Raw genomic sequence first — 20,556 nt, 5'->3', positions numbered from 1 at the left:
ATGATTATAACACTCCAACGGGCCGGAGAATGTAATTTTCCATGTGATCGAGTGGTAAGGTTACAAACGGAGTTTGCCAACCGCCAATACGTACATTTACGTTAGCATAAGGAAGCAGCAAAGCAGCAGCTTCTTTCTCCGGAAGCAACATCGATTCTTTGGCTACCTCGTATATTTCTTTATATAAGCCGACGGTTCCGATAGCCATAGTCATCATGCCTCCTCCCCGACCAACAAACTCACGCACCACTTGCTCTGCAACTTCGGGGGTTACATTCTCGTCTTTCAGGCAGATATCTGTGATTACACCTGCTGCGAAACGATTCAGATTAAACTTGGAAAGTGAACTGATGGTGCCCATGATGCCTTGATTGATTGTACCGGGCACCGGAGAAAAATTGGGTGCAATAGGCATACCATCCAGTCGGTTGGCCGAAGCCGCCATGCCTCTTCCCTGCCAGTTGTACTGTTCAAAAGTACCCAATCCGGCAGTAATCTTCATACGAATATCGTAGGTCATACCCAATGGCAATCCATAGTATCCGGCCAAACTGCGCAGTGCAGCCACTTTGCGCCATTCTCTTTCGGGATGCACGTCTTGGAATAGCCATTTCCCGAACTTGGCAGAGCTTTGTACACATTGATAGAAGATATCGAGTATTCTGCAAGTCAACTCATCTGCTTCCGGGTCATTGTTCCCAAACTTAGGCGAGTTGGTATCAAAGTCGGCACGAATCCGTTCATATAGCAATTTCTTATCATCAGGTAATGAAGCCGATGCATCAGCTGCAAAGTTTTCTTTGATCGCCTCACAAACCTCACTTAACGTATATTTTTTCTCATTGAAAACCCATCGGCGCAAAGCTGCCAATTGGTTCACCATATCGGGAACAGAGCCCAATACCAATCCGCCAATATTGTGGTTGGCACCTCCGGCGGCCTTATCTCGTCCTTTTTCCATACATCCTTCCAGATAAGCAGAGAACAAAGGAGAAGGCGCAGCATTCTCGTCAATCATATAATACATGAAAAGTCCCATCACGCTTTGATCAACAAAGAACTGCATGTGCGTTTTAAGATAAGTCATCAGTTCTTCGAAGGTTTGAGGCACGGGAGTGCGCGGTGATACCTTGGCTCCACGAAACAATTCATCGTCCTTCTTCAAAGAAGCACCTTGATTTAATGCCGATTCAACAGCCTGCATACCTACCATCATGCCAAAAGTCCAATCGGACTTTCCATTAAGAATAGGTTCCCAACATCCGTCAACACAGTAATCGTTAGCCAATGCCATCATAGTAGCTTTTGCTTCATCCGTATTTTCTTCGTCCTGCATCAATGCATTATACATGGCGGGAATCATAATCTCATCATTCAACACAGAAGGGTTATTCTTGGTTTGGTATATGGACTGGGCTACTTTCTGGAAAAGCTCATCCGGACTGTTTTTATGCAAGCGTACATAAATGCCCGGAGCAGGAAGATTCAAATTTTCAATGGCTTGAAGAATCAGGAAGGTACAACTATTAGTCGCATCAGTACCGTCGGGCTTTTTACCACCCACAATAATATTTTGGAGGAAATTGTTCACTCCTGCCTTCTGATCTATGTAATAAGGGTGAGTACCCAAGACTGTGGCATAGTCAACATGATCTTGTTGTACCAGGTATTTGGATGTTAAATTCAAACGACCGGCACACTTTAAAATAAAACACTCGAAGATTTCAAGAGGGCTGAACTTTTCATTATGACTACCGGCTTTATCCAGATACGGTTGAAGTACCTGATCCAGTCTGCCCAATGATATAAAGTTCATGGATGCATGCAATGCTATGTGAAAAAAACAAATGCTTTGCATAGCCTCGTGAAAAGTATCTGCCGGCAAATAAGGTACTTTCCGGGCAATGCGAGCTAACTCCAGGAGTTCGTCTCTACGATCGGGGTTGGCTTCGGCTTCTCTTTCGGCCAACACGGCAAAACGCCGTGCATAATCGACTACAGCTTTGCAAGCGAGCTTTACCGACCAGTAGAAATCAAACTTCTTTTTCATACTGATAAGCTTTCCTTCTTCTAGTCTGAGCTTTCTCAGCAATTCATCTGTTTCGGAAGAATCGGGGGAATTGTCCTTTTCATCTTCGTACCTATCATACAATTTCTTAACCGTTATCTTTCCACGAGTTATAAGCGGGGCCAACTCATCCAATTTGGCTGAACATGCCTGAATCTTTTTCTTCAATCCGTCATGCAACAGTTCGGCATAATCCATGGAGTTATGACCAAAAAGAGATGCTGCATTACGATTAGTAATAGAACCGGCACGCAATTCATCATCTGTCAGAAAGCGAGGAAACATTTTACCCAGTCCGTTTGATCCCATGGGCATCACTCCCAATAACAAATCTCCCGGCAGAATAACGGCTGTATGTGTACTTTCACTACACTTTGGGTCAGTCATGGCCTTTAACATACGATCAATGGCAACTGCTCTTCTCACGATGACAGAACAGTTTTCAATAGATTTCCACAACGGATATTTATCATCCGAAGAAGAATTGCTCTTAATGACATCATCAAACATTTCTTGAGTAAACCATTCCGCAGAACGGTCTCCCAACGCCTTTCGGATCAGGGTGTCATACAGGTTACGTACTCTGGGACTTGTCTGGCGGTCCCAATCAGTTTTAAAAACTGGTTTATTCATACAGATCAAATTTAAAGTGAGTAAAAAAGGAAACTATTTTTGATTCACAAGTTGCAACTTCACGAGCAGAGGGAACAGCCATTTTCAATGGAATTCCACTATTGTAATAATTTACATCAAAATTCCGATTCCAAGGATTCAAATAAATAGAGTCAATATGATATTGCTGTAAAAGGGACAGAATGCTGTGCAATACATCATCGCAATCATAGAACCCCGGTACCATAGGAATTCGAGGCAATATACTACATTTGTGTTTGGCCAGTTCGGTCATCACCTGCCTGATGTGATCATCATGGCGAGGATGGTTTTTACCGGTAATGACACGCATGCCAAACATCCATGTATCAACCAAAGGAGCAACATTACGGTAAATAGTGACAGGTAGTAATCCAGAGGTTTCAACGGAGGTATGAATACCCGCCTCACGGCAACGACGCAGCAACTCAATGGACGCCTGAGGCTGTAACAATGGCTCTCCACCCGAAAGAGTAATGCCTCCGCTCTTTTTTGTCAGAAGCAAGTAAGGGTATATTTGTTCCCATAAAGAATCAACCGTTGCATAAGCCGTTGGTAATGAAAGCGCACTTCCGCTAACTCCTGAAACACTGGCTGGGCATTCTTTGATACAATTGCCGCACTGAATGCATTTGGAGCGATCAATGCAATGTTTCATATTTATGAATTTATGTACACCTTGTTTGCAGGCATCAACACAACGGTGGCAAGCGGTACAAAGAGAAGAGAGGAACATGAGCGGCGATACCGATGATTGGGAATGAGGGGAATGACACCATTCACAACCGGCATTACATCCTTGCAAATATACCACAGTACGAATACCCGGGCCATCATAACGGGATAGCTCTGCTATATCAAAGACTCTGATGCCGGGTGAGCTTTTACTTTCTTCTAAACAGACGCTATTTATTTTCATGAGACTGATTTGAAGTTTAACGCTTCAAAGATAAACAAAAAATATTAAGAAAAAAGAAATTATATTCAAATGAAAAGCTTATGTATACGCCAAGTAAATATAGCGAGAGCCACTCCATATGCCTGATCTCTTTTTGAAAATCTGAAGCATAAAGATGGATCACCCCAACACAAAAAAGAAAAGGCTGTTCTAAAACAACCTTTTCATTAACAACGATAAACAACTAAAAATTCCTATTTGATGCCTTCTAGCGCTTTCTTTGCAGTAGCATTAGTAGGGTCGATAGTCAATATTTTATTCCAATATTCTTTTGATCGAGCTATAGCATTATTAACTAAACAATAATATCCTAAATAACTATAGCATTCTACTAAAACAGAATTATAACGAGCTTCATTCTTACTAGCCAACAATGAAATTACCGACTCGTAGTAAGGCTTCGCTAACCCTTGAGTTGTTTCCGGATCTAACGCCGAGTTAGTTCGCGCACGCCAAAAATAGCCCAAATAACTATCAGCAGCTTTCTGGGTAATAATTGTAAATACAGAATCAGCCTTTTGTAAACTTGTCATTTTATCAGCACTACTTACTGATTTTGTAGTTCCTTCACCGTAATATAGCTTACCTAATTGAAATAGTAAATCCGGTGTTTGTTTATCCGAAGGTTGTAAACTCAAATATTTTGTATAAGCTTCAATAGAGCCTGTATAATCGTTTAGGTTCTCATAAGAAGATGAAATCTCTCTCCACAAATCGGTCTTTGTAGTGTCAAGTTTCAAGGCATTCTGATATTGAACTATTGCCTCATTATATTTTTTACTTTCACTGAGCAGGTGACCATAGTACATGTAATCCAAATAAGTAAAGTCTGATTTTTCTGGATGATTGAAGAAAGAATCAGCAGCCACAATCCCTTCATCATATTTCTTTAAATCAGTAAGGTTATACATTATCAAGCGGTAGAAAGTAGTGTTTTTTGCATTTTTCTCTACGCCCATACGTGCTACTTCTAGTGACTTTTCAAAATCATGGTTTAAAAATAACGCAAATGCATATTTAACCATATCATCTTCCTTGGCCTCGGTCGTATGAATGAAAGATGAATAAGCTTCTATAGCTTGAGAAAAACGATTACGACTATAATAGATATTGGCAAGAGCCTTATAAACCGGTAAATAATCAGGAGCCATCTCCTTTAATTGAAGAAGTTTGTCAATAGCTTGTTCGGGACTAGCATCCTTATATACTTGAGCATATTTTAAATAAGCTTCCTTGCAATTTGAATCAAAATATATGGCCTGCTCATAGAACTGGCATGCAGCCCCAGCATCTTGTTTTGTTAGTGCAATATCGCCCTCAAGTACATATATACCTGGAAATTTATTATTTACTTTTTTGGCATATTCAACGTATTTCTGAGCCTCAGTTATCTGCATCGCATCAAAATAAACACGAGCGACAGCAACAAGTAATGCAGGATCTTTTTTATTCTTCCCTTTAATAAGTTGCCCCAACTCATCTGAAGCTTGTTGTGGATTAGTCGTAATTAATTCTTTTATACGATCCAAGCGATTTTGCCAATCGTTATCGGCCGACTGCGCCCAAGGTGTACCGGCGGCTAAAAAAAGTCCTAATAAAAAAATATAAAGTCTTTTCATTACTATGTATTTAAGTTATTATGTTATTCATCTTTAATATCTACCACACGTACTGGTTGGGTAGCAGGCACTAAGCCTGATTTCAATATAATCCTTTGTCCTTTATCTGATGTTAGAAAAGACGCAAATCCCCAAGGTAAAGCATTGCGAGGATCGTTGAGTAAAATGTAAATGCTACGAGTTAACGGATAATCACCATAAAACAAATAAGCTTGATAAGGTTTATAGCTATTATCCTTCGTTGCAATATCGTCTTCGCTCACAGACATTACCCTGATTTCGTTTCTGAATGATAAATTCGTTGTGTCACTCCGATTACCTAACCAATTAACTCCTATCACCCCTATTGCATGGGAGTTTTGAGCAACAAAATCAATAACCTCTTGATTATTATTCAAAGCTTTCAGATCTTTTGAAAGTTGTTTGCCTTTACAGATAGAGTCTACTGCAAAACGAACCGTACTTGAGTTTTTATTATCAAATACAACTTGAATGTTTTTTAAAGATGAAGAAGGGTAAATTTCTTTCCAGGTTTTCACCTCACCAGTCAGCATACGTTTTATATCACGCAGACTAATTAATGAATCTTTATTGGCTCGGTTAATAATCAGAACCAAACCATCCGTTGCCAATTTTATTTCTCGAGGAAAAAACTTACGACTATGGAACGAACTCATTTCTTCCGCCGATAGTGTACGTGTAGCAATAGCCAAACGTACACTATCTTTTAGCAGAAGATTAATAGCATTTACTTCTGTTGTAAATTTGGGAACAATTCCAGCCAAGGCAAAAGTACCTTCGAAAACATCAATTTCCTCTTGTATAATTGGCCGGAAACTTTCATCTGCAGCAATAGCAATTACCCCTGAAGTATAAGTATCCGTAAAACCGTCTTTCGGTTTATTATTACACGCTGAAATTAACATAACAAGCGCAAAAGTGCCAAGCCAAAACTGTTTCTTCATATTTACTGCAATCTAAATGTAATAGGTACTGTATATTTTACTGTAACGGGTTTACCGTTTTGCTTACCAGGAATCCATCTTGGCATAGAACGAATAACTCGAATCGCTTCTTTATCACAATATGGATCAAGAGATTTAACGACTTGAACATCTCGCACCGTACCATCTTTCCCTACGATAAACTGACAGATAACTCTACCCTGAGTTCCGTTTTCTTGTGCAATAGTAGGATATTTAAGGTTCTTCCCTATAAAAGAGAGCAACTCAGCTTGTCCTCCGGGGAAAGTTGGCATCTGCTCAACCATATCAAAAACCTTCTCTTCTTCAACAGGAGCTTGTGTAACTACCTGTTTCAAGTCTGCAATATCTTTACCATTAGCTTCATCATTACCCTTAACATCAGCAATAGAAATACTTACCTTAGTCTGTGTTAACTCTTCCTGACTCTTAATCTCATCTTCATCAGCTACCTCAGAATCTTTTTTTATAACTGGGGCAGTGAACTTGATAGAACTTTTCAGAGCAGGAGGTGGCGGAGCCACAGGTTCTACTTTTTTCATTTCATCTTGCTTAACTTCGGGTTCTTCCAATTGCGACAAAGCAGTTACTTCCGTCATCACCTCTTTCTGTTTAGGAGTAGCCAACCGTATCAAAGTTGGTATACTAAAACCAATCAAAGCAATGACGACAACAATAATCATAGCCATATTATGACGTTTAGAAGAATCTCCACGCATTTTATATGCACCATAGGCTTTATTCTTGCCATTAAATATCAGCTCACACCACTCAGAAGATGTCAAATCAATTTTTGCCATTTTTTACTTTAATTTTAGGTGTTAATCAGCTACATTTTGTGAAAGTCCACCTCTTGATTCAAAATTCTTCAGCAAGAATTCGTCACCACTAGTAATATCAACTATCACATATTTACCTATACTGCATATTTGCATTTCATCAAGCGCATCAATAAGATTTACATACTTTGATTTCTCAGTAGCTTTAATGATAACAACCGGAGTATTTTTACCATTTTTTATTTCACTGAGCTGTTGGGTATATTCTTCTTCTGATATTTCCATATTCAACTTTTTCTGTTTCAGCTCATTAACCTTACGTACAGCTTCTTTATTACGTTTAAGCAATAAAGAACGAATTCCATCGGGTTTGTAAGATGTCTCTTTCAAAGAAGAATAATCTTTGTAGTTTGGTTCGCCTTCGTAATAATATAACTTATCATCACTTCCTAACAGTAAAGTTATAGCCTGTGAGGCTTTTACTTTAGTTTGTTGTTCTTCAGTTATATCTTTATCATTACTTGGCATACTTATCTCCATCGTTTGAGGTTTGCTCAACGAGGTACATAACATAAAGAAAGTAATAAGAAGCATGTTCATATCAACCATAGGAGTAAAATCGACACGTACGGTCATTTTTTTCTGCTTACCCTTTCCGCCTTTCTTTTTATTGCCACTCTTTTGTACTTCAGCACTCATAGTTTATTCGATTTTTAATTTTCAGAAGTTGTTTTCAACGAAGTAATCAAGTTATATCGATTCTCTCTGAGATCCTGAAGTGAATTCATAACCTTCTTAATTACCGAATAGGGAGTTGACTCATCTGCTTTGATAGCAATACGCAATTCGGAATTAACCAGACGTGCATTCCTAACCCATGATTTAAATTGATTATCTACACTATCACAAGGAATTCCTTCATTCTTTAGCACGGCATCTTGTTTCTCTGCCGGTAAATCAAGATATGTTTTCATACTTTTGATTGGTACACCAAATGTAGTTGAAACCATAAACTTCTTTATTTGTTCCGGAGAAAATGTAATACCATACTCTTGCCCCATCCCTTCTAAAGTAGCTTTTAAATCAGCTTGTTTATCCAAGCTCATAAAGATCTTGCCATCGGGATTTACCAATATTTGCAAGATGTCCTTTTCAGGGATCTTAATTTCAGAGACAGACGCTGGAGTTGTTACTTGTACCGGTTCCTTCTTTACAAATGTTGAAGTCAACATGAAGAAGGTAAGCAACAGCACAGTAACATCACTCATAGCTGTCATATCTATGAAAGTACTTTTTTTCTTAATTTTGGCTCTACCCATAATTTTAAGCGTTTAAAATGAACTCTTACTTATGAGTTGCTGCAAATGTTTGTACAATTGAAAAGCCTACTTCATCAAGGCTATAAGTCAGTTTATCAATTTTATTAGTATAATAGTTATAGGCTATTACTGCTAAAGCACCTGTTAAGATACCGAACGCTGTATTTATTAACGCTTCAGAAATACCTTGCGATAATGCCATTGAATCAGCAGCCCCACCAGCGGCCAAAGCAGCAAATGAACGAATCATACCGATAACCGTACCAAGCAATCCCATCAAAGTACCCAAAGTCGTGATAGTACCGATAATAGGTAAATTTTGTTCCATCATTGGCAGTTCCAAAGCGGTAGCTTCTTCCAGCTCTTTTTGAATAGCCAATAGTTTTTGGTCTTTAGAGAGAGTCGCATCACGTTCCATTTCATCATATTTCTGAAGTGTAGACGTAACTACATTTGCAACAGAACCTCTTTGTTTGTCACAAATAGCTTGAGCCTTTTTAAGATCACCTGCTGTCAAAGCTTCTTTGATATTCTTAACGAACTTCACAAGAGAACCTTTTCCAAAAGCAGAACGAAGAGCAAAGTAACGTTCAATACTTAACGCAAGTACTGTAAGTAACAAGGTTTGAATAATCGGAACAATAAAACCACCTTTATAAATAGTACCTAAAAAATTTCCTGGTAGAGGGTGATTGTTAGGATCATTGTTCATAAAGTTAGCCGGATTACCTAATAAGAACTGATAAATACATACTGCAATTATAAAGCAGAAGATAATTACCAAACCTGCAGATCTAATACCTGTAAATGAATAAGCTTTTTTTTGATTAGTTTCCATAATGTGTAAGTATAAAAAGATATGTTTAAAAATAAAATAATTCTGATAAGCATAATATCTCCTAGCAGACAAGATAATACAAGCCTGCTAAACATATTAGAGATAAAAAAGTCTTGAAACTAAATAAGAATTCGTCTTAAGAGGTAGACGTAATAATCGCACACACCTGAAAGACAATGGTGTGAGGTATTTGAGTAGAATAATTTGCTTCTGTCAGTAACTAACTGATTTTCTCTAATACTCAAATGCAATAATAAATCTCTTATCGCACTAAGATACTCAGCAGCACGACGTGCACGATAATGATTTGCATGTAAGAGAGATTCTGAAACTCCTTTTATACTTAAATCAGCATATGATACGGTCAGTGTTTTATAGAGCATATCCATATTCAGCGATGAATATAAGCTAGCACTTTCATCCTCCGATGAAAACGATTCAGCTACTTCATTGCATGCATGTACTGCACATACAGTATTTGCACCAGCACTCAAAGGAAGTACCAGCAACGCAATTAACAAAAGACACCTAAGCATAAACTTCATCACTTTTAGCAATTCGGATTTTCATGGGCAAAATTACGAAGTATATTAATACAAAATTCATTATTTACATCTTTTAAGTCTGAATAAAGGTATATTTAGTTATCACAAAAAACTAACTATAGCATAAGCTATTCGCAATAAAAGTACACTTAAACCAACTCTAGAGACACAGACTGAGCATTCTTTGATTCAATTGCCCCACTGAATGAATTTGGAGCGATCAATACTATGTTTCATTTTTATGACTTTATGTAGATCTTGTTTTCAAGCATCAATTCAACAGTGGCAAGCTGAACAATGAGAAGAGAAGAACAAGTTATATAAGAAAGCGTACACTTAACATCACGCTAAATGTACGCCAATATAAACTAAAAAAAACACTTATTATGAAAGCGGGATGAATCTTCAAAACTAATTATTAGACACACGTTATACTTCACTCCCGCTTCTTCATAACAGACTAATTCCCGCTATCACAGCGAAAAAGTAATATTTTTGAGTTAACACAAATGGATATACGAAGAGTATGCCCATCAATAATGACAGGCTGCACGAAATGAAAAATAAATCGGAAACTAAATAAGGATGTGTCGCAGGGTATAAATATAGTAGTTACCTCCCTGCCTGATAAATTTATTATTGGTATTTAAGAGGGTACTCTTGCGTTGAGTCAGCAAAGTATCGAGCTGGCGAATAGCCAGAATTGTTAGTGCAGATTTATAAAATTTCTGGAAACTTATACCAATAAAAGTGCTATTCTGAGAAAGAATGCCTTTGGACACGTTCCAATCACCCCCAGCAGCAGATGTTTCATAGGTAGAATGAGATGAGTTTTGCAAATCGGATGCAACCGATAAATGTGCCGAAGTATCTTCCTGATCATAGTTAGGGTGCACCTCCATAGAGGAAACACGATCATGACAAGACGACGCCTTGCTGATCTGATCTCCTGCTGCAAGAAATAGTACAGCAAAGAGAGCTAACAATAATATGGCTTTAAACTTGGAACTCATATTCGGGGCAAAAGTACAAATGATTATTGAAATAATGTCATCAGTGAGCAAGTCTTTTTGTTTAATTCAAGTTAACGCTAACAACATACTTCCTGAAAAGCACAAAGAACAGGTCAACCGTTCCGATAACGATTGCCTGTCCTTGCACTTAACAATATATACTCTCTCTAATTCACATCAAACCAAAGACGCGTGGTAAGTAAATCGGGGCCCTGACTGGACACTGCCAACTGATAGTTAATTCCGTTCAATGATTGCTCGGTGCCGGGATAGAAGAAACGAGAAGGCATCTCGCCATCGAGTACGGTAGATACACCTGCAGTTAACTGCGGATAATCAAGACGGCGCCACTCGGCAAATGCATCCAACCCTTGTCCGTAGAAGGCGATCCATTTTTGTAATCCGATAGATTCTTTATAATTTGCTGCATTGTATAAAACAGCCGGTTGCGACAAGTAGGTTGCAATCACTGTGGCATCGGTTACACCAAATTGCTTCAACGAAGCGGCTATACCTTCTTTGTAATAGGTATCGGCATTGCCCGAAATAAAGCCTCTTGCTACAGCCTCAGCCAAGGAAAATTGAACTTCTGCATAGCTTAAAATAACCGCAGGCGATTCTGAAGTCAGAAAATAAGTTCCCGGTTTGGATGTCTTGGCAAAGCCCTGATTGTTCGCTTCGCTGTTTGACAAGCCATTGGCTGCTCCTACATAAGTGGTAACGCTTTCGTCCGTAGGCAGTTGGGCGTAAACGGCTAAGCGTGGGTCAGAAAGTGCTTTAAGCTTGTCGACCAATGTTTTGGATACACGAAAGTCGTCACGCGTTTCAAACCAGGCAGAAGCCGGATTCTGCTGAGGCGAACTGGTGTATATAAATTGAAAATTTGAAGCATTACTATCAATAAGACCGGCAGCATCTGCCACAACAGCTGTCACTTCTTGTTTGGCCAAATCAGATTCACGATCGGCAATACGAAGAGCGATGCGCAAACGCAGTGAGTTCACAAACTTTTTCCATTTAGCAATGCTACCATCATAAACAACATCTCCTTCAATCTTTTCGCCCGATGTAGATAACAGTGACTGTGCCGTTTTCAAATCATTCAATAAGCCCAAATAAACATCGCGTTGCGCATCATACTTGGGAGTTGTTTTTTGTCCCGCCTCCGAATAGGGAATATCACCATACGCATCGGTCAGCAACTGAAATACCCAAGAACGAAGGGCTAACGCTACTCCTTTATAATTGGAGTGTGCCTCTTGATCCGTAAAATTAAGAATCGTATTCAAATCAGTGATCAAGGTAGCGTATCCTGTATTCCACAGAGTTGTAAAACTAGTGTTAGACACGTCATAGCGATCGGGCTCTGTATATTGAATTTTGGCCCATTGCTGTACAAAAAGCAATGACGAGTTAAAATTGTTATCCGCTCCCCAATACACATCGGCACCCTGCTTCAGCGTACCGGTAAGCAAATAGGCTGGCAATGGATGTTCCGTTGCGTTAGGGTTGGTATTGATATCATCGAGTTGGCTGTTGCAAGAAGCAAGTGCAAAGACCAATGCAAAAGCTGCTACTATATTCTTCTTCATGAGTGTACGTTTTAAAATTTGAAATTAAGATTGAAACCGATGGTACGCGTGGTAGGCAGCGACAAACTTTCCAGTCCTTGCGCATTACCTGTATTGAACGCTGTTTCAGGATCAATATTGGGTGCATCTTTGTAGAGGAAGAATAAGTTTCGTCCTACTGCAGAGATAGTGGCCTCTTGTAAACCGATTTTCTTTATTAGCGCTTTGTTGAAGTTGTATGCCAACTTTATTTCACGCAGTTTCACGAATGAAGCACTATAGATGTAAGCTTCACTAATGTTGTACGACGCTTTATAGTACTCCTGTGCACTAATAACAGTTGCATTAGCGGTTCCGTCAGCATAAACGCCTTTAAAGACAACTCCGTCTTCGTAAACCGTTTCTCCGTTAGGTGCAACCCCGCCATTAGCCAGTTGTTTACCGTTTGCGGTGCTATTGCCCGGATAGTAATAATACAGTCCCCCATGTTCAGCATCGCGTCCCGTCATGGTTTGTGCCAGTACGCCTGTGTAATTACCCGTACGGTTGGTTCCTGAGAATATTTTTCCACCTATACTTGCATCAATAAGAAATGATAGGCTGATATTTTTGTAAGTCAACGTATTAGAGATACCTCCTAACCAATCGGGAGTGAAGTGTCCTAACACGCGTTTCTGAGGATCGGCTTTTGGTAAACCATTGGCACCAACTACAATGTTGCCGGCATCGTCACGCAAGTATGCCGTGCCGTATAGGGCACCGTAAGCCTGACCAACCGAAGCCAGTACTTCTACTCCACCCGACGAACCAATGGTGTAATTTTGAATCTGTCCGTCATAATCCAGCACTTTCACTTCACTGTTATTGCGTGCATAATTCAAATCGACATCCCAACTGAACTTAGCTGTTTTAACCGGAACCAGACCTAACTGTACTTCTATACCGTTATTGTTTATTTTACCTGCATTGAGCAATTGCGAAGTATATCCGCTTGCGGCAGATGTTTTGATCTCCAGAATCTGGTTAAAACTGTTGGTGTTGTAATACCCTAGGTCCAAACGAACTCTGTTTCTCCAAAGACTCAATTCCAGTCCCAATTCAGTAGAACGGGTTGTTTCCGGTTTCAAGTCGGGATTCAGTTTCTTTTTAGATGAAGTCTGAATGGGATTCCCGTCATAGGCAGTTTGAAAGTCATAGACCGTTGCCAGCTGATAAGGATCGGCATCACTACCTACTTCCGACCATCCTCCGCGGATTTTAAGGAAGTCGAGCACATCACTTTTCCAATGAAAAGCTTCGGAAAGAACCAAACTGGCACTCACAGAAGGATAAAAGTACGAACGATTACTGCTTGGCAGAGTTGACGACCAATCATTACGTGCCGTTACATTGACAAAAGCATAACCTTTGTAACCCAGTTGAGCAGAAGCAAAACCACTGTAAACTCTCAACTTTGAATAATAGTTGGAAGAGGTCAATGCATCGCGTGAATTGGTTAAGGTGTACAAATCAGGGACTGCCAAACGGGGTGCCTTCTGATAATTGTTCTCGTAAGTACGGTTACGCACATTGAAACCGGCTAACGCGTCAAGGCTAAAATCACTAGTCAAATTGCGAGTGAAATGCAAAATAGCCTCCGTATTGTTTTCACTGATTGTATATCCATCTTCCGCATACGAACCAAAAGGTGTACCGTTGGTTCCGTACTTAATTTTATACTTGCGACGGTCGTTATAATAATCGGTTCCCGAACGGAAGCGAAAATCAAGACCCGGTGCCAGCTGAGCTTCGAGATGAATATCACCAATCAAACGGTTGCGCTGCTGACTAGTTGTATTGTAGTAAGCATTCCAATAAGGATTGCTGTAATAACTGTTATTCCAGTTTACATTGCGGTTGTTTTTCAGTTCATTGATATCTACCTGACGGCCAAACCAGAGAAACTGCAACATAACACCTGCAGCACGCCCGCCCGAAGGACCGCCCGGCAAGTTAGGAGCATCGGTCACAATGTAATTGGCGGTAGCTCCTATCTTTATACGATCTGTTAGTTGGTAGTTGGCGTTCAAACTAAAATTGTTCTTCTTTATTTCCGTATTGGGCACTGTACCTTTTTGGGTTTGGTTGTTGGCTCCCAAACGGAAGTCGTATTTACCGTCCGAACCGGCTATAGAGATACCGTTGTCATACGTCACTCCCGTTTTAAAAAAGTCTCTCACATTATCCGGATGCGCTACAAAAGGAACCGCTTCTCCGTTTGAATAGAATTGAGGAATAAGACGACCATCCATTTTGGGTCCCCAGCTTTCATCCACACCATCATTCACACCGGCACCTTTACCGTTTACATAGCTAAACTTACCGTTAGATCCCTGACCAAATACATTCTGAAAGTCAGGAAGGGTTGCTACCGTAGCAAAACTAATGCCCGAATTGACGCTTACGCCTAAGCCTTTCTGACCTTTACCTGTTTTTGTTGTAATCAGGATAACTCCATGTGCAGCACGTGACCCATACAAAGCAGCCGCGTTGGGTCCCTTGAGAACACTGATTGATTCAATGTCTTCTGAATTCAAATCGGCTATAGCATTACGGAAATCACGCGTGGCTCCGCCGGCATTCAATTGAGAATTGTCAACCGGAATGCCATCAACAATAAAAAGTGGCTGGTTATTACCGGCTATGGAAGTCTCACCGCGAATAACAATTCGTGAAGAACCCATATCACCTTGCGAATTAGTGATACGTACTCCGGCTACTTTACCCGACAGGCTGTTCAGCAAGTTTGTTTCTTTCGTGTTAGAGAGTTCATTGCTCTTGAGCTCTTGCGTGGTATAGCCTAATGATTTCTTTTCACGAGAAATGCCCAAAGCAGTAACCACTACCTCATCGAGTTGACGAATGTTCTCTTCCAAGGTAACAACCAGTGGCTGACCGGGACGGGTCACAACTACCTCGCGGGTATTGAAGCCTACCATGTTAAAGACGATGGTGACCGGATAAGTAGAGTTGCTGTTAATGGTAAATTTACCATCGATATCACTAATGGTTACCACTGCCGTAGTGGCGGAAGTTTTCAATGCTACGCTAACACCGGGAATACCCACTTGCTGTACGTCTTTGACTTCACCGTGAATAACGGTCTGCGCTTGAGCTTGTATGGCAAACAAGCCTATGGAAAGGAAGAAAGCCAGACCCAGAATCTTTTTGATATGTAAGTTTAAATACTGCATGACTGATTAAATTTTAAGTTGTAACTATTGCAGCCCGCCTCATCCGTCAGGGTATAGGAAGGGCTGTTGTACCTGTGTGGCACAATTCAGAACAAATGAAAAAATAAGGTTATGTTAATGAATTACTCTGCCAATAACTCGTCTACTAATTTGTTAAACTCCGACTTGAACTCATCATAAAACAAACCGGTTGCAGGGCCATTGAAACCGGTATGTATTTTGCGTACATTCCCTTTTTTATCAATAAAAATGGTGGTGGGATAACTCTTCAATCCGTCAATTTCGGGAAGAACTTTCTTATCATCACCAATCTTTCCCGCTACAAGTATGTCATACGTTGTTTGATGCTTGTTGATGAGATTGGAAAGCACCTTCTGCACGTAAGCAGGTTCAGTTTTCCGTTCAAAAGCCAAGCCCACGACTTCAACACCGCGCTCTTTGTTTGCCTTGTACCAGGGAGAAAGGAAAGACATTTCATCCAAACAGTTGGGACACCAGCTACCTAAGATAGACACCACAACTACTTTACCGCGGTATTTGTCATCGGTCAACGACACCAACTGATTCTTCAAATTAGGTAATTTGAAGTTCAAAGATGTATAACCGTCACGAAGTTGCGTGAGGCGGTAAGGATCCGAAAGTGCCGCTTGTTGGTTACGTACTCCTTTAATGGACTGACGCCCCTTGGCGGTAATAAAATACCCCTCAAAATGGTTGGCATCCAGGAATTTACCTTCTATCAGATAAGGACTTAGTCCGGCAAACGCTGAAAGGCGAAATCCCGTTGCATCCGTTACCCCCTCGAGGAAGCGCAAATCACCTGAATTTGTTAAGATAGAACCGGTCAGCAAGCCACCTTCTTCATTGAAGATACCTACGTTTTTCTTATCGCCCTGTTCGCTCTGGAAAACAACATCCCACTTCCCCTGAAGTGAATAATCCGCTTTTCCTTTGGTATCAAACCTAGCACGATCAGCGTGATATGCCTCAAACGGTACGCCTGCATCTGCATGGGCAAACAAACGTTTGAAAACTCCTTTCAGCTTATCACCCTCAAAACGCGCGCTCAATTGCGTATCGTAATCCTCAATTGAAATATATACGCTGTCGCCCTTGTAGACAACTTTTTTCAATTCAACCCATTCCTTGCCATTGATGAGAGTCACCTCAGTACCCGAAGCGGTATTGGTTACTTCAAAAACAAAAGGAATAGCCGCTGTCTGAGCAGCAAACTCGGCATACCATTTACCGGGCTTTAATGTAATTTTATTCTGTGCTGAGGCCATAAACGGCGAGGCAAACAGCAATGCTAAAAACAGTTTTCTCATGCGAATCATTATTATTATCCTTTATCTGGTGCAAAGATACAATCAATGAACCTAACGCCATATAGCACAAATTAGGTATTATTATAGCCAGTTTATGCTAAAATGAGGTTTTTTGAAAACATAACTGTCTTTTTTAAAAACCTCTTTATGTTTTCTGAAAACCTCTTTATGTTTTTATTTCCTGCAAAAGGAAAAAACATGTACCTTTGCGACACAAAAAACAGTTCATATATACATGGAAGCATTTGCATTCAATAGTGTCGAGGTGATTCTGCTTTCGGCAACCTTGTTGGTACTGATTATTCAGTCCTTTTATTATTTCGGTTTGTACAACCGTATTCATGCACGCAATAAAGCCTTGAAGAGCGGAGAGTTACACTTTACGCAAGAGCTTCCGCCCCTGTCGGTCATTATCTGTGCCAAAAACGAATCCGAGAATCTGAGGAAATTCCTTCCTGCGGTTCTGGAGCAAGATTATCCGCAGTATGAAGTCATTGTAATCAATGACGGTTCCACCGATGAGAGCGAAGATTTACTGTCGGCCCTGGAAGAAAAATACGACCATCTTTACCATAGCTTCACACCCGAGAATTCTCGATACATCAGCCGAAAGAAGCTGGCCCTTACGCTGGGAATCAAAGCCAGCAAACACGAATGGCTGGTGTTTACCGAAGCCAACTGCAAACCTGTGAGCAATCAGTGGCTACGATTAATGGCACGTAATTTCACTCCGCGCACCGATGTAGTGTTAGGTTATTACGGCTATGAATATGCAAAAGGATGGTTTAACCGTTTAGTATCGTTTGACGCGCTATTTCATTCGCTTCGTTATCTGGGTTGGGCACTGGCCGGTAGTCCTTACATGGGAATAGGGCGCAACATGGCTTACCGTAAATCCTTATTCTTTGAACAAAAAGGCTTTTCGGCACACCTGAACCTACAACGTGGAGACGATGATCTATTTATCAATCAAGTTGCTAAGGGATTCAATACCAAAGTTGAAACCGCCCTCGATGCCACCGTTAGACTAGAGCCTGTTGAGTGGAGAAAGGACTGGATAGAAGAAAAGATCAGCTACATAGCTACATCAAGATATTACAAAGGTAGTCAACAGGCCGTGAACGGACTGGAAACAATGAGCCGACTGCTTTTTCATGCTTTGTTTTTAGGCACTACCCTATTGGCTATACTTAATTTCCATTGGTTGGTAGCCGGCTTGGCTTTTTTACTCTGGATGATACGCGAGGTCATGCAAGCAGTTATTATCAACCGCACGGCTAAAGAGCAAGGTGAAGACTGGAAGTATTATCTGACTCTCCCGTTATTCGACCTTTTGCTGCCCTTGCAAAACTTCAAGGTCAAGTTGTACAGACTTTACAGAGGTAAGAGCGACTTTATGAGAAGATAAAACTACCTTCTTTATTCGTAACGCATAGATGTTGCCGGATTGATCTTAGTAATAAGGAATGAAGGACCCAGTAGCATCAGCACGGCTGCCAGTAAGGTTCCTACATTTATTAAGACGAAGTGCAGCAAGCTAAATGAAACAGGCACGGTGTCAACATAATAGGTTTCCGGATCAAGTTTGAAAACGCCAAACTGCATCTGTATGAAATAAAAAGTCAGTCCGATAAGGTTTCCCCACAGCATCCCTTTGCCGATAAGAAACACTGAAAACCAGAGAAATACTTTGCGAATAGTAAGGTCGTTGGCCCCTAAAGCCTTTAACACCCCAATCATATTGGTTCGTTCAATGATTAAGATCAGTAGTCCGGATATCATGGTAAACCCGGCTACACCTACCATCAAAATCAATATAACCCACACATTGAGATCCAGCAAACCAAGCCAGGCAAATATTTGAGGGTTGAGTTGCTCTATGTTTCTAACATAATAAACCCCTCCCATATAATCCAACTGATTATCCGTATCGGCAGCAATCCGGTAAGTTGTTTCTTCCAACTTGGAATAATCCTTCACCGCTATTTCCACACCGCTAACCTGCCCCTTTTCCCATCCGTTGAGACGATTCACCATGCAGATATCCGTAAGCAGAAACAGGTTATCATATTCCGAGAAGTTTGTTTGATAAATGCCTTTAATAGTAAGGCGTCTGGCTCGCACATCATCCTGAATATAATAAGTGTATATCTTATCACCTAACTTGAGGTGCAACTTATTGGCCAACGTTTTTGAAATAACGACCTGATTAGACGAAGCCGAATCGCTGAACATGGGAATTTCACCCTCCAGCAAATGCTCACGAAAGAAAGAAGCATCAAATTCGGGTCCCACCCCTTTGAGCACCATTCCCTGAAAGGCGTCGTCGGTCTTTATCATACCGGGTTTGGTACTGTAACGCTGCACATGTTTTACCTCCTCATAGTCAGACAACGCAGCCATCATGCTGTCATTAACCAGCACGGGACGAGTTTCGTAGGAACGAACCGCATCAAAATTACTGATTTGTATGTGTGACCCGAAACCAATCACTTTGTTGCGTATCTCTGTTTTGAAGCCGATAACCACAGACACAGCTATAATCATCACAGCCAGTCCGATGGCAATGCCAATCATGGCAATAAGAACCGCCGGGCGGGAAACCTGTTTCCCATCCGATGTATCTCTGTATATTCGTTTAGACAAAAATAAAGGCAGATTCATATCAATTTCCTCCCATGAGCCAATTTACATATTTGTTTGAAGAAACAAGGTATTTGTTTGCCAGCAAAGAGAGCCCCACCCCCATAATCACAGCCACAATCAATGCAACCAGATAAGTTAGAGGAGTAAAGACAGCCAACTTCTCATACCATACACAAACCAGCGAAACTCCCGCCATGTGCATCAGATAAATAGCTGCACTCTGTTTACCCACATGCAAGATACTCTTTTGAATGATAGAAGTATAACGATTGAGGTAATTACAGAAGCAAATAACGGCGTAACTGCATAAAGTACCACATAAAAGGTTCTCCAAATTACGAAGAAAGCCATCGTGTCCCATCGTGCGACAAGCATAAACGGGTATAAATAAAAGCAGTGCAACCCACATCTCCTTGAGTGAAAGGTGCAAGACCTTTTTATCAGCAGCCATGAACAAACTCATGCCTAGCCAGAAATAAAGCAAATAGACTTTGACGTACGACAGAAAAAACGTATCGGGCAGGGTCATGAAGAAAAGGGGTAACGCCACTAATCCCATGGCCATGTGTCCACGTTTAAACTGTACAAAGACCGCTGCAATGAGGAATATAAGAAACAGGGCGTATAAGAACCACAAAAATACGGCTACTCCCCCCACATTCATGTACAGCAAATCAGTGAGATATCTATAGTTCACAATTCGTCCCTTGGGAAAGTACCACTTAATGAGTGCAATCACGGCAGACACAAAGAAATAAGGTACCATGAGTCGGGTAAACTTCTTACGGACAAAACTCCAAAAAGGCAATTGCCCGGAAGAACGCTTCAGCGAATAAGCAAACAGAAACCCCGACAAGCTCATGAACAAAGGCATGTGGAAAGCATAAATCCAGTCTCTGAATGCATTATAAAAACCGGGGGCATACTTCACTGTTGTAAAGTGTCCGGCTATTACCAACAAAATTCCAAATCCCTTGGCTAACGAAACGTAACTGTACATAAAAT

General features: G+C 40.7%; 16 protein-coding genes. 1 reads left to right on the top strand and 15 read right to left on the bottom strand.

What is annotated here, in order from left to right:
- Nucleotides 1–4: 4 nt before the first annotated feature.
- The 13 genes from ACKPCE_RS08895 to ACKPCE_RS08835 form a co-directional block, all read right to left on the bottom strand.
- Nucleotides 5–2,701 carry a pyruvate formate lyase family protein gene (locus ACKPCE_RS08895; RefSeq protein ID WP_319504895.1) on the bottom strand — a complete coding sequence of 899 codons (2,697 nt, stop codon included), beginning with the start codon at nucleotides 2,699–2,701 and terminating at the stop codon, nucleotides 5–7.
- The gene (locus ACKPCE_RS08890; RefSeq protein ID WP_319504894.1) at nucleotides 2,694–3,638 is read right to left on the bottom strand and encodes a glycyl-radical enzyme activating protein; all 945 of its coding nucleotides are present in this window, start codon (nucleotides 3,636–3,638) and stop codon (nucleotides 2,694–2,696) included. The genes ACKPCE_RS08895 and ACKPCE_RS08890 overlap by 8 nt, the downstream gene beginning before the upstream one ends.
- A 233-nt stretch (nucleotides 3,639–3,871) precedes the next feature.
- Complete coding sequence (locus tag ACKPCE_RS08885; RefSeq protein WP_319504893.1) at nucleotides 3,872–5,296, bottom strand: tetratricopeptide repeat protein; 1,425 nt, start codon at nucleotides 5,294–5,296, stop codon at nucleotides 3,872–3,874.
- Between the two features lie 23 nt (nucleotides 5,297–5,319).
- A complete protein-coding gene (locus tag ACKPCE_RS08880) occupies nucleotides 5,320–6,261 on the bottom strand; it encodes a PstS family phosphate ABC transporter substrate-binding protein (protein ID WP_319504892.1) in 942 nt (313 codons plus the stop codon).
- Between the two features lie 2 nt (nucleotides 6,262–6,263).
- Nucleotides 6,264–7,079: an energy transducer TonB gene (locus ACKPCE_RS08875; RefSeq protein ID WP_319504891.1), complete on the bottom strand. Its 816-nt coding sequence runs from the start codon at nucleotides 7,077–7,079 to the stop codon at nucleotides 6,264–6,266.
- 21 nt (nucleotides 7,080–7,100) lie between these two features.
- Nucleotides 7,101–7,757 (bottom strand): ExbD/TolR family protein, encoded by a 657-nt coding sequence (locus ACKPCE_RS08870; RefSeq protein ID WP_319504890.1) that lies wholly within the window; start codon nucleotides 7,755–7,757, stop codon nucleotides 7,101–7,103.
- 14 nt (nucleotides 7,758–7,771) lie between these two features.
- Nucleotides 7,772–8,377 carry an ExbD/TolR family protein gene (locus ACKPCE_RS08865; RefSeq protein WP_024997308.1) on the bottom strand — a complete coding sequence of 202 codons (606 nt, stop codon included), beginning with the start codon at nucleotides 8,375–8,377 and terminating at the stop codon, nucleotides 7,772–7,774.
- Between the two features lie 25 nt (nucleotides 8,378–8,402).
- A complete protein-coding gene (locus tag ACKPCE_RS08860) occupies nucleotides 8,403–9,215 on the bottom strand; it encodes a MotA/TolQ/ExbB proton channel family protein (RefSeq protein WP_027318160.1) in 813 nt (270 codons plus the stop codon).
- A gap of 119 nt (nucleotides 9,216–9,334) precedes the next feature.
- Nucleotides 9,335–9,751 (bottom strand): DUF8440 family protein, encoded by a 417-nt coding sequence (locus ACKPCE_RS08855; protein WP_319504889.1) that lies wholly within the window; start codon nucleotides 9,749–9,751, stop codon nucleotides 9,335–9,337.
- Nucleotides 9,752–10,335: 584 nt separating this feature from the next.
- A complete protein-coding gene (locus tag ACKPCE_RS08850; protein ID WP_319504888.1) occupies nucleotides 10,336–10,773 on the bottom strand; it encodes a DUF8440 family protein in 438 nt (145 codons plus the stop codon).
- Nucleotides 10,774–10,940: 167 nt separating this feature from the next.
- Complete coding sequence (locus tag ACKPCE_RS08845; protein WP_319504887.1) at nucleotides 10,941–12,365, bottom strand: SusD/RagB family nutrient-binding outer membrane lipoprotein; 1,425 nt, start codon at nucleotides 12,363–12,365, stop codon at nucleotides 10,941–10,943.
- Nucleotides 12,366–12,376: 11 nt separating this feature from the next.
- Nucleotides 12,377–15,577 (bottom strand): SusC/RagA family TonB-linked outer membrane protein, encoded by a 3,201-nt coding sequence (locus ACKPCE_RS08840; RefSeq protein WP_319504886.1) that lies wholly within the window; start codon nucleotides 15,575–15,577, stop codon nucleotides 12,377–12,379.
- A gap of 122 nt (nucleotides 15,578–15,699) precedes the next feature.
- Complete coding sequence (locus tag ACKPCE_RS08835) at nucleotides 15,700–16,905, bottom strand: TlpA disulfide reductase family protein (RefSeq protein WP_319504885.1); 1,206 nt, start codon at nucleotides 16,903–16,905, stop codon at nucleotides 15,700–15,702.
- Between the two features lie 235 nt (nucleotides 16,906–17,140).
- Between ACKPCE_RS08835 and ACKPCE_RS08830 the strand changes: the two genes are divergently transcribed.
- Entirely contained in the window at nucleotides 17,141–18,313 is a 1,173-nt protein-coding gene (locus tag ACKPCE_RS08830; protein WP_276993026.1) for a glycosyltransferase, read from the top strand.
- An 11-nt stretch (nucleotides 18,314–18,324) separates the two neighbouring features.
- Here the strand turns inward: ACKPCE_RS08830 and ACKPCE_RS08825 are convergent, their stop codons facing one another.
- The gene (locus ACKPCE_RS08825) at nucleotides 18,325–19,569 is read right to left on the bottom strand and encodes an ABC transporter permease (RefSeq protein WP_276963225.1); all 1,245 of its coding nucleotides are present in this window, start codon (nucleotides 19,567–19,569) and stop codon (nucleotides 18,325–18,327) included.
- Between the two features lies 1 nt (nucleotide 19,570).
- Nucleotides 19,571–20,551, bottom strand: a complete 981-nt coding sequence (locus ACKPCE_RS08820; protein ID WP_319504884.1) for an acyltransferase family protein — start codon at nucleotides 20,549–20,551, stop codon at nucleotides 19,571–19,573.
- Nucleotides 20,552–20,556 lie beyond the last annotated feature (5 nt).

It is taken from the genome of Bacteroides graminisolvens, from assembly GCF_963666085.1.
GTDB lineage: Bacteria > Bacteroidota > Bacteroidia > Bacteroidales > Bacteroidaceae > Bacteroides > Bacteroides graminisolvens.
The sequence above is the reverse complement of the archived record's forward strand: the minus strand, read 5'-3'. Positions and strand labels throughout refer to the sequence as shown.